General features: G+C 72.0%; 17 protein-coding genes. 10 read left to right on the top strand and 7 right to left on the bottom strand.

Annotation, left to right across the window (positions count from 1 at the left end; translation table 11 throughout):
* The first annotated feature begins 225 nt into the window (after positions 1-225).
* Complete coding sequence (locus AB0958_RS08430; protein ID WP_366889562.1) at positions 226-1,764, top strand: MFS transporter; 1,539 nt, start codon at positions 226-228, stop codon at positions 1,762-1,764.
* A gap of 164 nt (positions 1,765-1,928) precedes the next feature.
* On the opposite strand, the gene AB0958_RS08425 is transcribed toward AB0958_RS08430, so the two are convergent.
* Positions 1,929-2,444, bottom strand: a complete 516-nt coding sequence (locus tag AB0958_RS08425) for a MarR family transcriptional regulator (RefSeq protein WP_366889561.1) — start codon at positions 2,442-2,444, stop codon at positions 1,929-1,931.
* 118 nt (positions 2,445-2,562) lie between these two features.
* On the opposite strand from AB0958_RS08425, the gene AB0958_RS08420 reads away from it, so the two are divergent.
* The gene (locus tag AB0958_RS08420; RefSeq protein ID WP_366889560.1) at positions 2,563-3,375 is read left to right on the top strand and encodes a class III extradiol ring-cleavage dioxygenase; all 813 of its coding nucleotides are present in this window, start codon (positions 2,563-2,565) and stop codon (positions 3,373-3,375) included.
* A gap of 80 nt (positions 3,376-3,455) precedes the next feature.
* On the opposite strand, the gene AB0958_RS08415 is transcribed toward AB0958_RS08420, so the two are convergent.
* A complete protein-coding gene (locus tag AB0958_RS08415; RefSeq protein WP_366889559.1) occupies positions 3,456-3,974 on the bottom strand; it encodes an N-acetyltransferase family protein in 519 nt (172 codons plus the stop codon).
* A gap of 225 nt (positions 3,975-4,199) precedes the next feature.
* Here AB0958_RS08415 and AB0958_RS08410 point away from each other — a divergent pair, with 225 nt between their 5' ends.
* Together AB0958_RS08410 and AB0958_RS08405 are read left to right on the top strand one after the other, a co-directional pair.
* Positions 4,200-5,213 carry a sigma-70 family RNA polymerase sigma factor gene (locus AB0958_RS08410; RefSeq protein ID WP_366889558.1) on the top strand — a complete coding sequence of 338 codons (1,014 nt, stop codon included), beginning with the start codon at positions 4,200-4,202 and terminating at the stop codon, positions 5,211-5,213.
* Between the two features lie 478 nt (positions 5,214-5,691).
* Entirely contained in the window at positions 5,692-6,372 is a 681-nt protein-coding gene (locus AB0958_RS08405) for a TetR family transcriptional regulator (RefSeq protein ID WP_366889557.1), read from the top strand.
* A 40-nt stretch (positions 6,373-6,412) separates the two neighbouring features.
* Here the strand turns inward: AB0958_RS08405 and AB0958_RS08400 are convergent, their stop codons facing one another.
* Positions 6,413-7,384, bottom strand: coding sequence for a YafY family protein (locus tag AB0958_RS08400; protein ID WP_366889555.1), 972 nt, complete (start codon positions 7,382-7,384; stop codon positions 6,413-6,415).
* A 302-nt stretch (positions 7,385-7,686) separates the two neighbouring features.
* Here AB0958_RS08400 and AB0958_RS08395 point away from each other — a divergent pair, with 302 nt between their 5' ends.
* From AB0958_RS08395 to AB0958_RS08375, 5 genes are all read left to right on the top strand, one after another.
* The gene (locus AB0958_RS08395) at positions 7,687-9,144 is read left to right on the top strand and encodes an MFS transporter (protein ID WP_366889657.1); all 1,458 of its coding nucleotides are present in this window, start codon (positions 7,687-7,689) and stop codon (positions 9,142-9,144) included.
* Between the two features lie 188 nt (positions 9,145-9,332).
* On the top strand, positions 9,333-10,094 hold the full coding sequence (locus AB0958_RS08390; RefSeq protein ID WP_366889554.1) for a DeoR/GlpR family DNA-binding transcription regulator: 762 nt from the start codon (positions 9,333-9,335) through the stop codon (positions 10,092-10,094).
* Between the two features lie 29 nt (positions 10,095-10,123).
* Positions 10,124-11,071 (top strand): 1-phosphofructokinase, encoded by a 948-nt coding sequence (gene pfkB / locus AB0958_RS08385; RefSeq protein ID WP_366889656.1) that lies wholly within the window; start codon positions 10,124-10,126, stop codon positions 11,069-11,071.
* 265 nt (positions 11,072-11,336) lie between these two features.
* Positions 11,337-13,481, top strand: coding sequence for a fructose-specific PTS transporter subunit EIIC (locus AB0958_RS08380; RefSeq protein WP_366889553.1), 2,145 nt, complete (start codon positions 11,337-11,339; stop codon positions 13,479-13,481).
* A 133-nt stretch (positions 13,482-13,614) separates the two neighbouring features.
* Positions 13,615-13,866: a hypothetical protein gene (locus AB0958_RS08375; protein WP_132891960.1), complete on the top strand. Its 252-nt coding sequence runs from the start codon at positions 13,615-13,617 to the stop codon at positions 13,864-13,866.
* A gap of 21 nt (positions 13,867-13,887) precedes the next feature.
* Here the strand turns inward: AB0958_RS08375 and AB0958_RS08370 are convergent, their stop codons facing one another.
* The 4 genes from AB0958_RS08370 to AB0958_RS08355 all read right to left on the bottom strand — a co-directional run bounded on the left by AB0958_RS08370 (position 13,888) and on the right by AB0958_RS08355 (position 18,502).
* Positions 13,888-14,634 carry a DUF6227 family protein gene (locus tag AB0958_RS08370; protein WP_366889552.1) on the bottom strand — a complete coding sequence of 249 codons (747 nt, stop codon included), beginning with the start codon at positions 14,632-14,634 and terminating at the stop codon, positions 13,888-13,890.
* 157 nt (positions 14,635-14,791) lie between these two features.
* Positions 14,792-16,018, bottom strand: a complete 1,227-nt coding sequence (locus AB0958_RS08365) for an Ig-like domain-containing protein (RefSeq protein ID WP_366889551.1) — start codon at positions 16,016-16,018, stop codon at positions 14,792-14,794.
* 170 nt (positions 16,019-16,188) lie between these two features.
* Positions 16,189-17,223 (bottom strand): P1 family peptidase, encoded by a 1,035-nt coding sequence (locus tag AB0958_RS08360; RefSeq protein WP_366889550.1) that lies wholly within the window; start codon positions 17,221-17,223, stop codon positions 16,189-16,191.
* A gap of 40 nt (positions 17,224-17,263) precedes the next feature.
* Positions 17,264-18,502 (bottom strand): low temperature requirement protein A, encoded by a 1,239-nt coding sequence (locus AB0958_RS08355; RefSeq protein ID WP_366889549.1) that lies wholly within the window; start codon positions 18,500-18,502, stop codon positions 17,264-17,266.
* A 110-nt stretch (positions 18,503-18,612) separates the two neighbouring features.
* Between AB0958_RS08355 and AB0958_RS08350 the strand changes: the two genes are divergently transcribed.
* Positions 18,613-18,789 carry a hypothetical protein gene (locus AB0958_RS08350; protein ID WP_366889548.1) on the top strand — a complete coding sequence of 59 codons (177 nt, stop codon included), beginning with the start codon at positions 18,613-18,615 and terminating at the stop codon, positions 18,787-18,789.
* The last annotated feature ends 35 nt before the right edge of the window (positions 18,790-18,824 follow it).

Raw genomic sequence — 18,824 nt, 5'->3', positions numbered from 1 at the left:
GTCCGACAGCCGATGAGTCCGGGGCCGCCGACAGGTCCCTCTTTCACGCATCCCTAGTCAGGCACGTCCGTCCTTCACGCGTCTCTATTCCACGCGTCCGTCCTTCACCCAGCACGTTCTCGCGCAGCACTTCTTCCGTCACGAACTCCGACTTTCCGTCACGAAGTCCAGAAGTCCAGAAGTCCAGAAGTCCCGAAGTACCGAAGTCACGAAGTGGGTACCCCCATGTCTGAAACAGCCGCCAAGGCTCCCGGCGCACCGGCACCGTCCGGTGACGCCAACCGCTGGAAAGCGCTCGTCTTCATCGCGCTCGCCCAGCTGATGGTCGTCCTCGACGCCACCATCGTGAACATCGCACTGCCCTCCGCCCAGACCGACCTGGGCATCTCCGACGGCAACCGGCAGTGGGTCGTCACGGCCTACGCCCTCGCCTTCGGCGGTCTGCTCCTCTTCGGCGGTCGCATCGCCGACCTGTGGGGCCGCAAGCGGGCCTTCGTCATAGGCCTGACCGGCTTCGCCGCCGCCTCCGCGCTCGGCGGCGCCGCCACCTCCGGCGCGATGATGTTCGGCGCCCGCGCCCTCCAGGGCGTCTTCGGCGCCATGCTCGCCCCGGCCGCGCTGTCCCTGCTCGCCGTGATGTTCACGGACGCCAAGGAGCGTGCCAAGGCGTTCGGTATCTACGGTGCGATCGCCGGTGGCGGCGGCGCCGTCGGCTTCATCCTCGGCGGTGTGCTCACCGAGTACCTGGACTGGCGCTGGACGTTCTTCGTGAACATCCCGTTCGCCATCGTCGCCGCGCTCGGCGCCTACTTCGTCATCCGTGAGCCGGAGGGCGGCCGCAACCGCAACCCGCTCGACATCCCCGGCGTGCTGCTGTCCACCCTCGGCCTGGTCTCCCTGGTCTACGGCTTCACCCGTGCCGAGTCCGACGGCTGGGGCGACGCCACCACCATCGGTCTGTTCGTCGCCTCCGCGGTGCTGCTGACCGCGTTCGTCGTCACCGAGACCCGCGTCAAGGCCCCGCTGCTGCCGCTGCGCGTGGTCACCGACCGCAACCGCGGCGGTATCTACCTCTCCCTCGGCATCGCGATCATCGCGATGTTCGGCACCTTCCTCTTCCTGACCTACTACCTCCAGGCCATCAAGGGCTTCTCGCCGATCCAGACCGGCTTCGCCTTCCTGCCGATGGTCGCGGGCATGATGATCGGCTCCACCCAGATCGGCACCCGGCTGATGACCCGGGTCCCGGCCCGGCTGCTGATGGGCCCGGGCTTCCTGGTCGCCGCCCTCGGCATGCTGCTGATGACCCGGCTGGAGATCGGCTCGTCGTACGCCTCGACGGTCCTGCCGGCGGTGCTGCTGCTCGGCCTCGGCATGGGTACGGCGTTCATGCCGGCCATGTCCCTGGCCACGCTCGGCGTCGAGCCGCGGGACGCCGGTGTCGCCTCCGCGATGGTCAACACCTCGCAGCAGGTGGGCGGCGCCATCGGCACCGCCCTGCTGAACACGATCGCCGCGTCCGCGACGACGTCGTACATCAAGGACCACATCGCCACCGCGACCTCCAAGTCGCAGCAGCAGCTGGTCCAGATGGAAGGCGCGGTGCACGGCTACACCAACGCCATCTGGTTCGCCGTCGGCATGCTGGCGCTGGCCGCGGTCATCGTGGTGGCCCTGGTCAACGCCGGCAAGCCGGAAGCCACCCCCGTGGCCTCCGGGGACGGCGCGGCGGACGAGGTGGCGATCCCGGTGGTCGCCCACTGAGGCAATCGAGGGCACTGAGGCCATTGAGGCCACTGAGGCCACTGAGGCCACTGAGGGCACAGAGGCCGCAGCGCCTCTGAGAGTGACTCACCGTTCCATCCACGGGTACCCCCACGGGCCTGTCCCGGCTCCTCGGCGGAGCGGCTCCGCAGCGGAGCGGCTCCTCACCGGAGCCAGGGCAGGTCCGCGCCCGCATCGCTGGGCTGCAGGCCCTCGGCGACGATCTGCATGATCTCGCCGAGGGTCTGCTGCTGTTCCGGCGTCAGCCGCTCGAACAGCGCCTGCCGTACGGCGGTCACGTGGCCCGGCGCGGTCCGCCGCAGCACCTCGGCACCCTCGTCGGTCAGCACGGCGAACTGGCCCCGCTTGTCGGAGGGGCAGTCCTCCCGCCGGACCCAGCCGTTCTTCTCCAGGCGGGCCACGGCGTGCGACAGCCGGGACCGGGTGATCTTCGCGTTCATCGCCAGCTCGGTCATCCGCAGCCGCCCGTCGGGCGCCTCGGCGAGGCCGACGAGCAGGCCGTAGTAGATGTGCGGCATCCCCGCGTCCCGTTGGAGCTGACGGTCCAGATGGTCCTCCAGCAGGGTCGAGGCGTGCAGGTACGAGCGCCAGACGCGCTGTTCGTCGGCGGTGAGCCAGCGGTCCTGCGCGGCGGCGGAGTCGAAGGATGCCCTATTCATGTATCCCACTCTACGAGGCCTCTCCTTGAAGATTAAACAAGTCCGGCGTAAGGTGTCGTACAGAAAGCTTGAGAGTTAAAACATCGGGTCCAGGAAAGACCCGGAGGGAGCCGCCGTCATGTCCGCCGTCGCCCCGGAGCGATCCGCCGCTTCCCAGGAGCGCATGCCCGCGCTCTATCTGAGCCACGGCGCGCCCCCGCTCGCCGACGACCCGGTCTGGCCGGGCGAACTGGCGGCGTGGAGCGCCGACCTGCCCCGCCCCAAGGCGATCCTGATGGTCTCCGCGCACTGGGAGGAGGCCCCTCTCGCCCTCGGCGCCGTGCGGACCGTCCCGCTCGTCTACGACTTCTGGGGTTTTCCCGAGCACTACTACACAGTGCAGTACGCCGCCCCCGGCGCACCGGAGCTGGCCGAGAGCGTGCGCAAGCTGCTGCGCGCCCCCGGCATCCCCGTCCAGGACATCCCGGAGCGCGGCCTGGACCACGGCGCCTATGTTCCCCTGGTGGAGATGTTCCCGGCCGCCGACATCCCCGTACTGCAGATCTCCATGCCCACCCTCGACCCGGTCCGGCTGATGGAGATCGGCCGCCGGCTCGCCCCGCTGCGCGACGAGGGCGTGCTGATCGTCGGCTCCGGCTTCTTCACCCACAACCTGGCCGCCCTGCGCCACGCCGGGGGCGGTGTGCCGACCTGGTCCTCCGAGTTCGACGACTGGGGCCGCCGGGCACTGGAGCACCGCGACTGGGACGCCCTGCTCGACTTCCTCGACAAGGCCCCGGCCGGCCGCTACGCCCATCCGCGTACCGAACACTTCGCCCCGCTCTTCGTCACGATGGGCGCGGCGGACGCCGGCGGCGGTCTCGACGCGCAGAAGTCGGTGATCGACGGATTCTGGATGGGGATGGCGAAGCGGTCCGTGCAGTTCGGGTGACGCGCGGCGGGGCGGCCGGGGCGGGCGCTCGTGCCCGGGGCGGGCGCTCGTACCCGGGCGGGCGCTCCTGCGCGGCGCGGTCAGAGCGGGCGCTCGTACCAGGCCACGTCCCAGTAGCGGCCGAATTTGCGGCCCACCTCGCGGTACGTTCCGACGTACCCGAACCCGAAGCGCTCGTGCAGCCGGGTGGACGCCTCGTTCGGCTGTGCGATGCCCGCGTAGGCCCGGTGCAGGTCCTGGCCCGCGAGCGCCTCGAAGAGGGTCCGGTAGAGAAGGGTGCCGACTCCGCGTCGGCCGGCGTGCGGGGCGACGTAGACGGTGGTCTCCACAGAGGTCGCGTAGGCCGGTTTCGCTCGGTAGGGACTGGATGTGGCGTACCCGAGAATCTCCTGTGAGTCCGGCGCCACGGCAACCATCAGCCGGTACGGGCCGTCTTCCGGGTGGGAGAGCAGCCACGGCCGACGCTCTTCCGGAGTGAAGGCCACCGTGTCGAATGTGATGGGCGTCTCACGGACGTAGTGGTTGTAGATCTCGGTGAGGGCTGCGAGGTCCCCCTCGTTCCCCGGCCTGACCTGCACCTCTGGACGTTCGGACGCCATCCGGTCTCCTCGCGGGGTTGCGCAGGATACTGCATGATCAGAAATTCGGGGTGCGGGGTGGGAATTCTGTCCGGATTCCAGTCGTTGTTTCCACCAGATGCAGGGCACTCGGCGAGAGTCCGAGGAGTTCCAGGAGTGGAGTTCCCCAGGGCGTCGAGTCGAGGACCCGGCAGCTGAAGGACCGACAGGACCACCCCGCCCGCCCACCATCGCAAGGGAGCACGCATGGCAACCCGTGCCGTCGCCCGTCGTAAGACCGCCACTGGCGAGGCGGCCGACTCGGCAAGCAGTGTTCGCGCCCGTGCCGTTCGCGGCCACGGCGGCGAGATAGCCGACCGTGACCTGGTCGGCATGTACCTCGACGAGATCGCGCGCACACCGCTGCTCGATGCCGCCAAGGAAGTCGAGCTGTCCCAGGCCGTAGAGGCGGGTGTGTTCGCGCGACAGGTCCTCGACGGCGAGGAGGAGTCCGCGTCGGACGCCACCCGTGAGGAGCTGGAGGCACTCGTCGCCGCCGGCGAGCGGGCGAAGGACGTCTTCATCCGCTCCAACCTCCGCCTTGTCGTGGCCGTCGCGCGGCGCTACCCGCGCAGCGGACTGCCCCTCCTCGACCTGATCCAGGAGGGCAACGCCGGCCTGGTGCGCGCCGTCGAGAAGTTCGACTACCGCAAGGGCTTCAAGTTCTCGACCTACGCTACCTGGTGGATCCGGCAGGCCATCACCCGCTCCATCGCGGACCAGTCCCGGACCATCCGGCTCCCCGTCCACCTGGTGGAGGAGCTGGGCCGGATCCGCCGTGTCCAGCGCGAGTTCAACCGGGAGAACGGCCGCGACCCGGAGCCCGCGGAGATCGCCGCCGAGCTCGGTTCCACGCCGGAGCGCGTCATCGACGTCCTCGACTGGGCCCGCGACCCGGTCTCGCTGAACATGTCGGTGGACGACGAGGGCGACACCCAGTTCGGCGACCTCCTGGAGGACACGTCGGCGGTCAGCCCCGAGCAGTCCGTCCTGACCCTGCTGCGCAGCGAGGAGCTGGACGACCTGATCGGCCGCCTGGACCAGCGCACGGCGTCGATCATCAAGATGCGGTACGGCATCGAGGACGGCCGTGAGCGCACGCTGACCGAGGTCGGCAAGGAGCACGGACTGACCCGTGAGCGGATCCGCCAGATCGAGAAGCACGCCCTCCTCGAACTGAAGAAGCTGGCCCGCTCCACCGGGTTCGAACCGGCGGCGTAAGAGGGTTGTGCGGGGAAGGCGTGAGTGTGGGGCTCGCGCGCCTGGGGGCGCGCGAGGTGCCCCTTGCCCTGGGCGCGTGCGCCGGGTGGCGAAAGACGGCGCAAACATGGCGCGGTACCGCCGCTTCAGGAGCCGCGTGTAGGGAACAAGCACTCTGGGCCCAGGAGTTGGGGGGCTCGATGGGACGAAACGTTCCAGCGGACCCCGATCACCCTCGACGACCTCTGACGACCTGCCCTTGAACCACGTCCCGACGCACCATCCCCCCGGCGCCGGGACTTTCCCCCAGCCGGGCTTCGGCGCCTATCCCTCCCGGGCGCCGGAGCCCGGCTCCACGCTTCCATGGATCCCGCGCTCACCGGGTGCTGGTTCGCTCCCGCTCCGCTCCCGCATGCGGAAACGGTGGTCCACCCCGTACCTGAACCACGGGGTGAACCACCGGATGGCAGATTCTGCCACAGAGGCATAGCCTGCCGAGGTGAGCACCCCCAGCACCACCGGCGACACCCCCGGGCAGAACCCCCCGACCGCCTCCCTGACGGAACGGCGCAAGGCGGAGACCCGGATGGAGATCGCCCGTGCGGCCGCGGGGCTCTTCGTGCGACAGGGCCTGCGGGCCACCCGCGCCGAGGACATCGCACAGGCCGCGGGCATCGCCCCGCGCACGTTCTACCGCTACTTCGCCACGAAGGAGGAGGCGATCGCCCCCCTCTACGTGATCGGCGCCCAGCGCTGGGCGGAGGCGGTGCGGTCCGCCCCGGCGGCCCTCTCCGTGCCCGCGGCCCTCGAACACGCGGTCCGCCACACCCTCACCCCGGGCTCCGGGGTCTCGGCGGCCTCCTGGGAATGGGTCCGCACCCTGATCCACCTGGCCGACACCAGCCCGGCCCTGCGGAAGGTGTGGGCGGAGGTCTGCCAGTCCGCGGAACACCACCTGGCGTCGGTCCTGGCGGAGCGCACCGCGCGGGACGGCGACAACGTTGCCCCGACACCGCGCCTCCGCTTCGCCGCGGCGGTGGCCGGCGCCGCCGTGCGGGTGGCGATGGAGACCTGGGCGGCGGACACGGCCGCCCCGACGGGGGAGCAGGGGCCGATGGCGCTGGCACTGCGGAACCTGGAGGCGCTGCGGGGGTTCGACTGGCAGGGAGAGGGAGCGTGACCAGCTCCGCCGGCACCGCCCCGTCCACCCGGGCGCCCGCTCAGGACCCCCCGCCGGCCCGGCTCAGCCGGCCTCCCAACTCCTTCACGCGCTCGATGAGTTCCCCAGGCCCGCGTACCTCGAACTCGTAGCCCGTCATCGCCAACCGCACCGCCAGCCAGTCCGCCGGATCACCGGTCACCCCCCGCAGGACGCACCGGCCACCGTCCCCTTCCGCCACCGGTGTTCCTATCCACGCCGGGACGCGGGCCCCCACCTCCGCCGCCGGCGCGGCGAACGCGACCTCGAACTCGTACGTCGCCTGCTGCCGTTGGATGGACCGCCGGAGGTACTCCGCCGCGTTCCCGGTCGGCAACTCGCGTGCGGTGAACCGCGCCCCGGTCGCGAACGGCTCGCTCACCCGGTCCACGCGGAACGTCCGCCAGTCGGCGCGGTCGAGGTCGTACGCCACGAGGTACCAGCGCCGACCGGTCGACACCAGCCGGTACGGCTCGGCCTGCCGCCTGCTCTCGCTCCCGTCGGCCGCCCGGTAGGCGAACCGCAGCCGCTCCTGCCCCGCGACCGCGGAGGCGATCACGGTCAGCGTCTCGGGCGCGATACTGGCCCCGTCACCGCTGGTCAGCGGAGTGGTCGCGGCCTGGAGCGTACTCACCCGGTGCCGCAGCCGGGCCGGCAGCACCTGCTCCAGTTTGGCCAGCGCCCGCACCGACGCCTCGTCCACGCCCTCGACGGCGTGCCCGGCCCCGGCCCGCAGCCCGACCGCGATGGCCACCGCCTCCTCGTCGTCGAGCAGCAGCGGCGGCATGGCCTTCCCGGCGACCAGCCGGTATCCCCCGTCGGAGCCCTTGCTGGCCTCCACCGGATAGCCCAGTTCCCGCAGCCGGTCGATGTCCCGCCGCACGGTCCGCCGGGACACCTGGAGCCGCTCGGCGAGTTCACCCCCGGGCCACTCACGGGGCGTCTGGAGGAGAGACAGAAGCTGAAGCAGCCGAGCCGGGGTGTCCGTCGTCATGTGTCCGAGCATGCCGTATCAAGAGGACAGGATCTGACCTATTGCCTCCTTAGGTTCGCCCTATGACCTCCAGCGAGACGAACGGCCCGCAGGGCACCCCGCAGCGGCGCGGAGAACTGCGCGCCCGGCCAGGACGCACCGGCACCCGACCCACCACGCCCACCACCTCCACCACGACCACCACCTCCACCACGCCCACCACCTCCACCACGACCACCACCTCCACCACGCCCACCCCTGCGGCGCCCGGGACGTCGGCCTCCCCCGGCGCACCGCACCGCTGGCTGGCCCTCGCCATCGTGATGACCGCCGCCTTCATGGACCTCGTCGACGTCACGATCGTCAACATCGCGATCCCCTCCATCCAGCGGGACGCCGGCGCCTCCTTCAGCCAGATCCAGTGGATAACCGCCGGCTACGCCCTCGCCTTCGCGGCCGGTCTGATCACCGGCGGCCGCCTCGGCGACATCCACGGCCGCAAGCGGCTGTTCCTCGTCGGCGTCGCGGGCTTCACCCTCGCCTCGGCCCTGTGCGGCTTCGCCGCCAACCCGGAGACGCTGGTCGCCGCCCGTATCCTGCAGGGCGCCATGGCGGCGATGATGGTCCCGCAGGTGCTGTCGATCGTGCACGCCACGTTCCCGGCCCACGAACGCGGCAAGGTCTTCGGCCTGTTCGGCGCGATCGTCGGCCTCGGCGCGGTCTCCGGTCCGCTGCTCGGCGCCCTCCTCACCGAGTGGAACCTGTTCGGCCTCGCATGGCGCCCGATCTTCCTGATCAACCTCCCGGTCGGCATCGTGGCACTGCTCCTCGGCCGCCGCTACATCAGCGAATCCAAGGCCCCGCGCGCCCTGAAACTGGACCTGGTCGGCGTCGCCCTGGTCACCCTCGGCCTGCTGATGCTGCTCTACCCCCTGACCCGGGGCCGCGAGCTGGGCTGGCCGCTGTGGGGGTACGTGTCGATGGCCGGCGCGCTCGTCGTCTTCGGCGTCCTCGTCGCGTACGAGCGCCGGAAGGCCGCCGCCGACGGCTCCCCGCTCATCGAGACGTCCCTCTTCAGGGTGAAGAGCTTCGCCGCGGGGATCGCCGTCCAGACCGTCTTCGGCATCGCGCTCGGGGTGTTCTTCCTGGTCTGGACGCTGTACATGCAGATCGGCCTCGGCTGGACCCCGTTGCACGCCGGCCTCACGGGGGTGCCGTTCTCCCTCGCCGTGTCCGTCGCGGCCGGCCTGTCCGTGCAGAAGCTGGTCCCGCGCTTCGGCCGCGGGGTGCTCCAGGCCGGCGCCCTGCTGATGGCGCTCGGTGTGCTGATCTACGTCTGGGAGTCCCACCGCTACGGCCTCGCCGTCGCCTCCTGGCAGATGGCGCTGCCGCTGGTCGTGATGGGCGCGGGCATGGGCCTGATCGTCGCCCCGCTGACCGACGCGGTGCTGTCGGAGGTGCCGCGCGAGCACGCCGGTTCCGCCTCCGGCCTGATCAACACCGTGCAGCAGATGGGCAACGCGCTCGGCCTGGGCCTGGTCTCGGTCGTCTTCTTCGGGGTCATCGGCGACCGGCTGACCCCGGCCCAGGTCGGCCCGGCCTTCGCGCACGCCTTCCGGCACGCGCTGCTGTGGGTGGCCGCCGTCCTGGTCGTGATCTTCCTGCTGATGTTCGCCCTGCCGAGGCGCCCGGCGCGGGATCCGGAGGCGGGCGCGGCGGACGAGCCGCTTCCGGAAACGGCCGAGGAGGCGCCGGAGCAGGAGGGCGAACTCGTCCACTGACCGTCGCCCGGAAGAGGCCGGAAGTCCGATCATGCCCGTTTGAGGTCCGAACCTGTTTACTTTCCGGAAATCCAGGCGTAGCCTCCGAAGCGAAACCACAAGTTCGGGCATCAGTCGGACACAGTCGGACCCGGCCGGACAACGAGTGGACATCGAGTGGACGTCGGCTGGAGCGGAGGCACAGGGGCATGTACGCACCGGAGCGGCAGCAGGAGATCCTCCGGCTCGCCCGGGACGGCGGCCGGGTGGACGTCGTGTCGCTCGCCGAGGAGTTCCAGGTCACCCAGGAGACGATCCGCCGTGACCTGAAGGCCCTCGACCGGGCGGGCCTGGTCCGCCGGGTGCACGGCGGCGCCATACCGGCCGGACGCCTCGACTTCGAGCCGGACCTCACCGAACGCGAGTCCACCTCGGCCGACGAGAAGGACCGCATCGCCAAGGCCGCCGTCCCGGAACTGCCCGTCGAGGGCACCCTGATCCTCGACGCCGGTACGACGGTCGCCCGGCTCGCCGCGGCCATCCCGCTGGAGGCGGACCTCACCGTCGTCACCCACAGCCTCCCCATCGCGGCCCGTCTCGCCGACCACCCGGGCATCCAGCTCCACCTGGTCGGAGGGCGGGTACGGCACCGTACCCGCGCCGCCGTGGACGCCTGGGCGCTGCGCGCGTACAGCGAGATCCGCGCGGACGTCCTCTTCGTCGCCGCCAACGGCTTCTCCACCGAGCAGGGCCTGACCACCCCCGACCTCGCCGAGGCCGCGGTCAAGCGGGCCGCAGTGGCCGCCGCCCGCCGGGTGGTCCTGCTCGCCGACTCCGCCAAGCACGGCCAGGAGCACTTCGCCCGCTTCGGCGCCCTGGACGACGTGGACCTGCTGATCACCGACACCGGACTGACCCCCGAGGACGCCGCCGCCATCGAGCGCGGCGGCACGGAAGTAGTACGAGCATGAGCACCACGAACAGCACGAGCGGTACGGGCATGATCCTCACCGTCACCCCCAACCCCTCCCTCGACCGCACCTACGAGGTCCCCGTCCTGGAGCGCGGCGAGGTCATCCGCGCCACCGGCGAACGCATGGACCCCGGCGGCAAGGGGGTGAACGTCTCCCGTGCCGTCGCCGCGGCCGGCCGGCGCACGGTGGCCGTCCTGCCCCTGGGCGGTGCGCCGGGCGCGCTCGTCGCCGAGCTGCTCGACACCCAGGGCATCGAGGTCGCGCCGGTCCCGGTCGCCGGGGCCACCCGTTCCAACATCGCCCTCGCGGAGTCCGACGGGGTGCTCACCAAGATCAACGCGCCGGGCCCCGAGCTCTCGGCCGCCGAGCAGGAACTCCTCCTGGAGACCGTCCGCGAGCAGTCCCGCGACGCCGACTGGATCGCCTGCTGCGGCAGCCTGCCGCGCGGGCTCGCCCCCTCCTGGTACGCCGAAGTCGTCGCCCGGGCGCACGCCGGGGGCGCACGCATCGCCCTCGACACCTCCGGGCGCGCCCTGCTCGAAGCGCTGCGTGAGGGTCCCGACGTGGTGAAGCCCAACGCCGAGGAACTCGCGGAAGCCGTCGGGCGCCCCCTGTCGACCGTGGGTGACGCCCTGAAGGCGGCCGAGGAACTGCGCGGCATGGGAGCGGGCGCGGTGCTCGCCAGCCTGGGCGCCGACGGCCAGCTCCTCGTGACGGACACCGGCGCCTGGTTCGCGAGCGCCCGCGTGGACACCGTCCGCAGCAACGTCGGCGCCGGCGACTCCTCCCTGGCCGGCTTCCTCATCGCCGGCGGCAGCGGCCCGCGGGCCCTGGCCTCCGCCGTCGCCCACGGCGCGGCCGCCGTCCAGCTGCCCGGCAGCGTGATGCCCACCCCGGCCGACCTGGACCACGCGGCGGTCACCGTCACCGACCTCGTCCCCGTCGACCGCGAACTGACGGAGCCGGTGTCATGACCTCGGACACGACCGCCCGTACCGCCGCGCGCCGCCCCGGCGCCGCCCGCCGACAACCGGCCCAGGAGCGGCGAGGTCCCTCGTTACTCGCCGCGCCGGCGGGCCGTCGGGGCACCCTGAGCCGCCCCGCCGTCCCCGGGAGGCGGGGCTTCCCCGGCCCCGTCTCCCACCCCGCCTCCCACGGCACCCCTGCCCCCCACGGCACCCCCGTCCCCACCCCCGCCCACCCCACACTCCGGGCGATACGCGTGCATAGGAGCCCGCGATGAGCGACATGATCACCGCGGACCTGGTCGATCTCGACCTGTCCGCCGACACCAAGGAAGCGGCGGCGCGCGCCCTCGCCGAGCGCATGGTGACCCTGGGCCGGGTGACCGACCTGCAGGGCTTCCTCTCCGACGTGGCCGCCCGCGAGGCCCAGATGCCGACCGGACTCGACGGCGGCATCGGCATCCCGCACTGCCGCAGCGCCCATGTCACCGAGCCGACGCTCGGCTTCGGGCGCAGCGCCGCCGGCATCGACTTCGGCGCGCCCGACGGCCCCGCCGACCTGATCTTCCTGATCGCGGCCCCCGCCGGCGCCGACGACGCCCACCTCACGATCCTCTCCTCGCTGGCCCGCCAGTTGATGAACAGCGAGTTCACCGACGCGCTGCGCTCGGCGGCCGACGCGGGGACCGCGGCGGCGCTGATCCGGGGCGACGAGACGCCCACGACGGCCGACGCGCCCGCACGGGACACGCAGGCCGCGACGGGCACCGCCGACGCCGGTGCGGGCGCCGCCCAGGGTGCCGCGGGCGCCTCCCAGAACACCGCTGCGGCGCCGGTGGCGGCCTCCGCCGGCACCGCAGCGGCCAGCGATGACGACGCGGGCCCGGAAGACGACGCGCGCCGCGAAGGCGACGCGCGTCCCTTCCGGATCGTCGCCGTCACCTCCTGTCCCACCGGCATCGCCCACACCTACATGGCCGCCGAGTCCCTGGAGAACGCGGGCCGCGAGGCGGGCGTCGAACTCGTCGTCGAGACGCAGGGCTCGGCCGGCTTCACCCGGCTCGACCCCGCGGTCATCGCGGCGGCGGACGGTGTGATCTTCGCCCACGACGTCCCCGTCCGCGAGAAGGACCGCTTCGCGGGCAAGCCGACCGTCGACGTCGGCGTGAAGGCGGGCATCAACCGCCCCGCCGACCTCATCGGCGAGGTCCGCGCGAAGGCCGCCCGTGGCGAGGTCACCTCCGGCTCCGCACCGGCCACGCCGGTCGAGCGCGCCGGGGAGGCGGGCGAGGGCTACGGCACCAAGCTGCGCAAGTGGCTGATGTCCGGCGTGAGCTACATGGTCCCCTTCGTCGCGGCCGGCGGTCTGCTGATCGCCCTCGGCTTCGCGATCGGCGGCTACGAGATCAAGTCGGCGCCGTCCGTGCTGAACCACTTCGTGTGGACCCAGACCGACAGCTGGGCCGCCCTGATGTTCCAGATCGGCGCCGTCGCCTTCGGCTTCCTCGTCCCGGTCCTGGCGGGCTACATCGCCTACGGCATGGCGGACCGGCCGGGTCTGGTCCCCGGCTTCGTGGGCGGCATGATCGCCTCCACCATCAACGCGGGCTTCCTCGGCGGTCTGGTCGCCGGTCTGCTGGCCGGCGGTGTGGTGATGGCGATCCAGAAGATCAACATCCCGGCGGTGCTGCGCGGCATCATGCCGGTGGTGGTGATCCCGCTGATCTCCACGGCGATCGTCGGCTTCCTGATGTTCGTCGTGGTCGGCAAGCCCATCGCCTCCGCCCAGAAGGGCATGACCGACTGGCTGAACGGCCTGTCCGGCTCCAACGCCGTCCTGCTCGGCGCCCTGCTCGGCCTGATGATGTGCTTCGACCTCGGCGGCCCCGTCAACAAGGTCGCGTACACCTTCGCCACCGCCGGTATCGCGGTCTCCAGCCCGAGCGACTCCGCGATGAAGATCATGGCCGCGGTCATGGCGGCCGGCATGGTCCCGCCGCTGGCGATGGCCCTCGCGACCACCGTGCGCGGCAAGCTCTTCACCGAGACCGAGCGGGAGAACGGCAAGGCGGCCTGGGTCCTCGGCGCCTCCTTCATCTCCGAGGGCGCGATCCCGTTCGCCGCGGCCGACCCGCTGCGCGTGATCCCCTCCTCGATGGTCGGCGGCGCGATCACCGGCGCCCTGTCGATGGTCTTCGGCGCCACGCTGCGCGCCCCGCACGGCGGCATCTTCGTGGTCCCGCTCATCGGCAACCCGTTCCTCTACCTGATCGCCATCGCCGCCGGCGTCTGCGTCACCACCGCCCTCGTCGTCATCCTGAAGGGCATGCGCAAGCCGGCCGGACAGGTCTCGACGGGCGACGCCGTCTCCGGCCCGGCCGCCACCGCCAAGGAGGCCAAGCAGCCGGTCGCGGCCTGAGCGTCCGCGCGGGCCGCCCTGCGGGCCCGCCCCCCTTCTTGTCCCTTTGATTCGCTGTGAGTTGTTCACGGCACCTGCGAGATACGTCACGGTCCGGGGCCAAAGTCCCGGACCGTGGTGTGTACTGGGGCGTATGCCTGAGCACGTCTCGACCCTCCAGCTGATCGGCATGGCCGCGCTCACCCTGGCGACCGTGGCCTGGGCGGCCGTCGTGACGCGTCTGCTGCGCCGCAACCGCCGCGAGGCCCTCGCCCGGTACACCGCGGACACCCTGCCCGGCTTCCCGCACCCGCTCAGGCCCAGCCCCTCGCGGGAGGTCGTGGAACTGACCCCGGCCGAACAGGACGCCTTCGCCGGACTGGTCCGCCGCCTCGGCGGCCGCTGAGCCGCCCGGAAGGCCCTGGGGCTAGCCCAGCCGCGCCGCCCGCCGCTCCATCGCGTCCCTGGCCGCGTCCTCCGTCGGGTACACCTCGCACATGTGCCGGCCGTCCGGCGTCGCCGTGTGCTCGACCTCCCACAGGGACAGCTCACGGCCGTCACCCAGCAGGAACGCGTGTTCGTAGAGCGAGAAACTCACGCCCGCCCGGCCCGTCCGCCCCGGCCGCCCGAACGCCTGGGTGATCTGGTGCGCGAACGCCGTGGCCAGCGCCCGCGCGGTCTCCGTGCCCGGCCGGTCCGCGTTCTCCGCACGACGCAGCAGCCGGCGTGCGTGGTCCGCCGACTCGTCCGGCAGATACACGTGCCGGGGCTCCGGGACCGGCGCCAGCGTCATCAGCACCGGCAGCTCGAAGTCCGGGGCGTCCGGCGGCAACGGCAGCCGCAGGGTCGCCGCCCGCAGCTCCTCCTCGTCGACGTACACCTCGTGCTGCGGTTCGCTGCCCGGCGCGGTGTTGTGCACGAGCTCCCACAGGGTGACCGCCGAGCCGTCGGCGAGCAGCCAGGTGTGCCGGTACGTCTCCCGGTGCAGCCCAGCGCTGTGGTGCGCGGAGTGCAGCGAACTGTCGTGCGCGAGCGCGCAGTCCAGCTGCCTTATGGCCTCGTCCGGCAACTCGAAGGAGTTCAGGGCACGGCCGAGGAGCCGCGCGAGATGCTCCTCCGGAGACTCGGGCGACTCGGCTGGTTCGGGCGCTGCCGTCTCGTACGGAACGCTCAAGGCTTCTCCCGGCGTTGCTGCATGTCACCTTGTGGGTGCATACCGTAGCCCCTCGGTCGGACATCATGTCCGGGAACCGAGAAAACGTACGCCGGGAAAACGCGCGGGCCGCGCGAAGTGTTCCCGCGCGGCCCGAAGATCCGTCAAAACCTGCCGGTCAGACCGCACTTCCGGCGGTCCACTCGCTCCACGACAGGTTCCACCCGTTGAGCCCGTTGTCGGGCTGCACGGTCTTGTCGGGGGAGTTCTTCACGATCACGACGTCACCGATCAGCGAGTTGTCGTAGAACCACTTGGCCGTCGTGTCGCCCTGCGCGCCCTGCACGTCCGCCATGCCCACGCAGCCGTGGCTGGTGCCCACCCGTCCGAACGGCGGGTTGCCCTTGCTGTACCAGTAGTTGCCGTGGATGAACGTCCCCGACGTCGTCAGCCGCATCGCGTGCGGCACGTCCGGGATGTCGTACTCCCCGCCGAGGCCGACCGTCTGGCTGTTCATCCGGGTCTGGGTGAACTTCTCGGAGATCACCATCTGCCCGTTGTACGTCGTGTGCTCGGGGCTGCCCGTGGACACCGGTACCGACTTGAGGAGCCTGCCGTCCCGCATCACCGTCATGGTCTGCGTGTGCGCGTCCACCGTGGAGACCTGCGAACGTCCGACGGTGAAGGTCACCGTCTTCTTCTGCACCCCGTAGACGCCGTTCGCGCCCTCGACCCCGTCCAGGTCGATCTTCATGGTGACCTTGGAGCCGGCCTTCCAGTAGTCCTGCGGCCGGAAGTCCAGCCGCTGCCCCCCGAACCAGTGCCCCACCACTTGCTGGCCGCTGCTGGACGTGACCGTGATGTGCGACTGGACGGCCTTCTTGTCGGTGATGACCTTGTCGAAGTCGAACGACACCGGCATCCCGACGCCCACCGTCGTCCCGTTGTCCGGCGTGTAGGTGCCTATGAAGCTGTTCGCCGAGTTGACGGTGGTGAAGATGGAGTTCGCCGCGGCCGTGAGCCCCTTGGAGTCCTTGGCGGTCGCGGATATCTGGTACTTGGTGCCGCGCTCCAGCTGCTCCTTCGGCTTCCAGGTGCTGCCGTCCGCCGACACGGTGCCGGTCACGGTCTGCCCCGACCCCGCCACCGTCATCTTCACGACGGTCAGCCTGCCGCCGCTGACCCGCACCCCGGTCGTGTTGATGGACGCGCCGGTCGAGCCGTCCTTCGCCGAGATCGCGATCTTCGCGGCCGACGTCCGGGCGGCGCTGTCCTGCCCGCCGCCCTTGCCGTCGTCGGTGGTGGCGTCGGCGTTGCCACCGCAGGCGGTGAGCGTGAGGGCGCCGACCATCAGGGCGGCACAGGCCCCCAGTACGCGCCGCGCTGCAATGTCCGGCGTTGTCACGGGCTGCTCCAGGTTCGTGAGGTGGGTGATCCGCTCCAGTGCGTGGAAGAAGAGGCCGCGGGCCCCCGCCGGGGTTCCCGCCGGTGCGTGCTGACGCCGTCACGTGACAGAACCAGGACAATCGACAGGAACCCGCAAGGTCGCGGACCCGCACCTCGCCGTTGCGCACCTCACCGTTCCGTGCGCGCCCCGTACAGCTCCTCGTACGACGGCCACGCCCCGCCCGGCCCGTCGACCGGCTCGGCGGCCCGTACCGCCCGCACGATCGCCCGCGTCACCAGGTCCGCGCCGGCCGCCAGGATCTCGTTGAGCGCGAGAGGGCTCGCGTCGAGCGGACGGGCGCCCGTGGCCAGCGCGAACACCGTGTCCCCGTCGTGCAGCAGGTGTACCGGCCGCACCGCGCGGGCGATCCCGTCGTGCGCCGTCCCGGCCAGCTTCTGCGCCTGCGCCTTGGAGAGTTCGGCATCGGTCGCGACCACGGCGAGGGTGGTGTTCAGCGGCGGCAGCCCGTTCGCGGCGGCGCTCTCGGCGAGCCGCAGCCGCGCGGCCTCCCGCACCCGCTCCCCGGGGTAGTCCACCCGCCCCTGGAACAACTCCCCGTACAGCACCCCCGTCCCGGGATCCAGCACCCCACCGGCGGCGTTCGCCACCACCAGCGCGGCCACCGTGATCCCCGAGGCCAGCACGGTGCTCGCACTGCCCACCCCGCCCTTCAGGGCCCCGGCCACGGCACCCGTGCCCGCGCCCACGCACCCCTCCCGGACCGGCGCCCCGGGCGCGCTCGCGGCCGCCTCCTCGACCGCCGCCCGCCCCGTCGCCGCGTCCGGCCGGGCCCGGAAGTCGCCGCCGCGCCCCAGGTCGAAGACACAGGCGGCGGGCACCACCGGCACCACATGCGTGGGATCCGGCCCCACCCGCACCCCGCGCCCCCGCTCCTCCAACCAGGCCATCACCCCGGAGGCCGCGTCGAGCCCGTAGGCGCTGCCGCCCGTGAGCACCAACGCCTCCACCCGCTGCACCAGGTTGCGCGGGTCCAGCGCGTCTGTCTCCTTGGTGCCCGGGCCGCCGCCACGCACGTCCACGGCGGCGACCGCGCCGCCCTCCGGAGCGAGGACGACCGTGGTGCCGGTGAGCCAGCCGTCGCCGCTGCGGGTGGCGTGTCCCACCCGCACCCCGGCCACGTCCGTCAATGCGTCAACTGTCATGACGGCCAGTCTGGCCCAGCCAGGCTCCCCGGCGGAGCGGTCAGGATGCGGTGGCGGCGGCGTCCGAAGGGCGCCCGCGGGCGGCCGTGCGCGCGGTCAGGGTCGTGCCCGTGGCCACCGCGGCCGCCGACACGAGGCCCGCCGCGGGCACCGCCCAGTCGCCCAGGAAGGTGCAGCAGATCACCAGCAGCGCCGTGACCGGCAGCACCAGCTGCTGGGCCGTGCCGACCTTGAAGTGCCGCGCGTGCAGGGCCCACACGGTCAGCAGGTACAGCGCGGTCGGCACGGTCACCGCCGCCGAGGCGGACAGCGTCGAGATGTGCGCCTTGCCGACCGCGTCCTCCACGGCCACCTCCAGGCCCGCGCCGATCGAGGCCGCCGCCGCGAAGATCAGGTAGTGGCCGTAACCCCAGAGGAAGGACTGCCTGTTGGAGCGCAGGTGGCCATGGATCGGCACCACGAAGTAGATCCACCACGCCGAGAAGACGATCAGCAGGCCGCCCGCCGCGATCGGCAGCAGTTCGGCCAGGGCGTCGTGCTCGGCCACCGCCGACTTCACGGCGACCGTCGCCGCCGAGATCGTCTCGCCGAGCACGATGATCGTGAACAGCCCGAAGCGCTCGGCGATGTGGTGCGGATGCCAGGAGGTGCTGTAGTCCTTCTCCGCGTACACGGGCACACACAGCTCGGCGATCGCCATCACCAGGAACACCCAGGGCCGCGCGTGCTCCGGCAGCACCACCAGACCGACCCAGCCGACCTGGCAGAGCAGCACCCCGCCGGCGTACCGGAGCGCCATGGTCCGCTCCGCCCCCGAGGCCGCCCGCGCGGCCCGCAGCCACTGCGAGGCCAGCGCCAGCCGCATGATCACGTAGCCGATCAGGACCACGGCGAAGTCGTGGTCCGCGAAGGCCCGTGAGACGCCGGCCGCCAGCACCAGCACGCCGGCGATCTGGACCAGGGTGACGATCCGGTAGAGCGCGTCGTCGTTGTCGTACGCCGAGGCGAACCAGGTGAAGTTCATCCAGGCCCACCAGATGGCGAAGAACAGCATCGCGTAGTTCAGGACGCCCTGGCCCGCGTGACCCGACGCGACCGCGTGCACCAGCTCCGCGCCCGCCTGGGCGATGGCCACGACGAAACACAGGTCGAAGAAGAGCTCGAGCGGCGAGGAGACCCGGTGGGACTCCCCGCGCCCGCGCGCGGTGAGGCGGCGCAGCGGCCGGATCGGCTGGGGCGTGCCCGGGGAGGCGGGCGCCGGGGTGGAACTCGACGTCATGCCCCCCAGCACAGCAGAGAACCGCTGCGGTATCGCGCCCGGGGTCCGGTGACGGCGTCCGCGGGGGCGGCCCGGCCGGGGTGGCGGCGGGTCCGCCGTACCCTTGAGTGATGAGCACCGTCCACGAGCCAGCGCCGCGCGACCCGAAGGCCGCGCTGATCTTCGACGACCCGTTGGACCGGCAGTCCTCCGACGACACGGACCGCGGCTGGGGCGACCGCCCGGCGGGCGACTCCGCGGCCGACCTCAAGCGCTTCCTCGACGAGAAGCCGCCCCACCACCTCTGAACCGGCCCCGGCCACCTCTGAGGTCCCCGCGAGGC

The sequence above is a fragment of the Streptomyces sp. NPDC006655 genome, from assembly GCF_040703965.1.
Lineage (GTDB): Bacteria > Actinomycetota > Actinomycetes > Streptomycetales > Streptomycetaceae > Streptomyces.
Note: the sequence above shows the minus strand (reverse complement) of the source record. Positions and strands in the feature narration are given on the sequence as shown.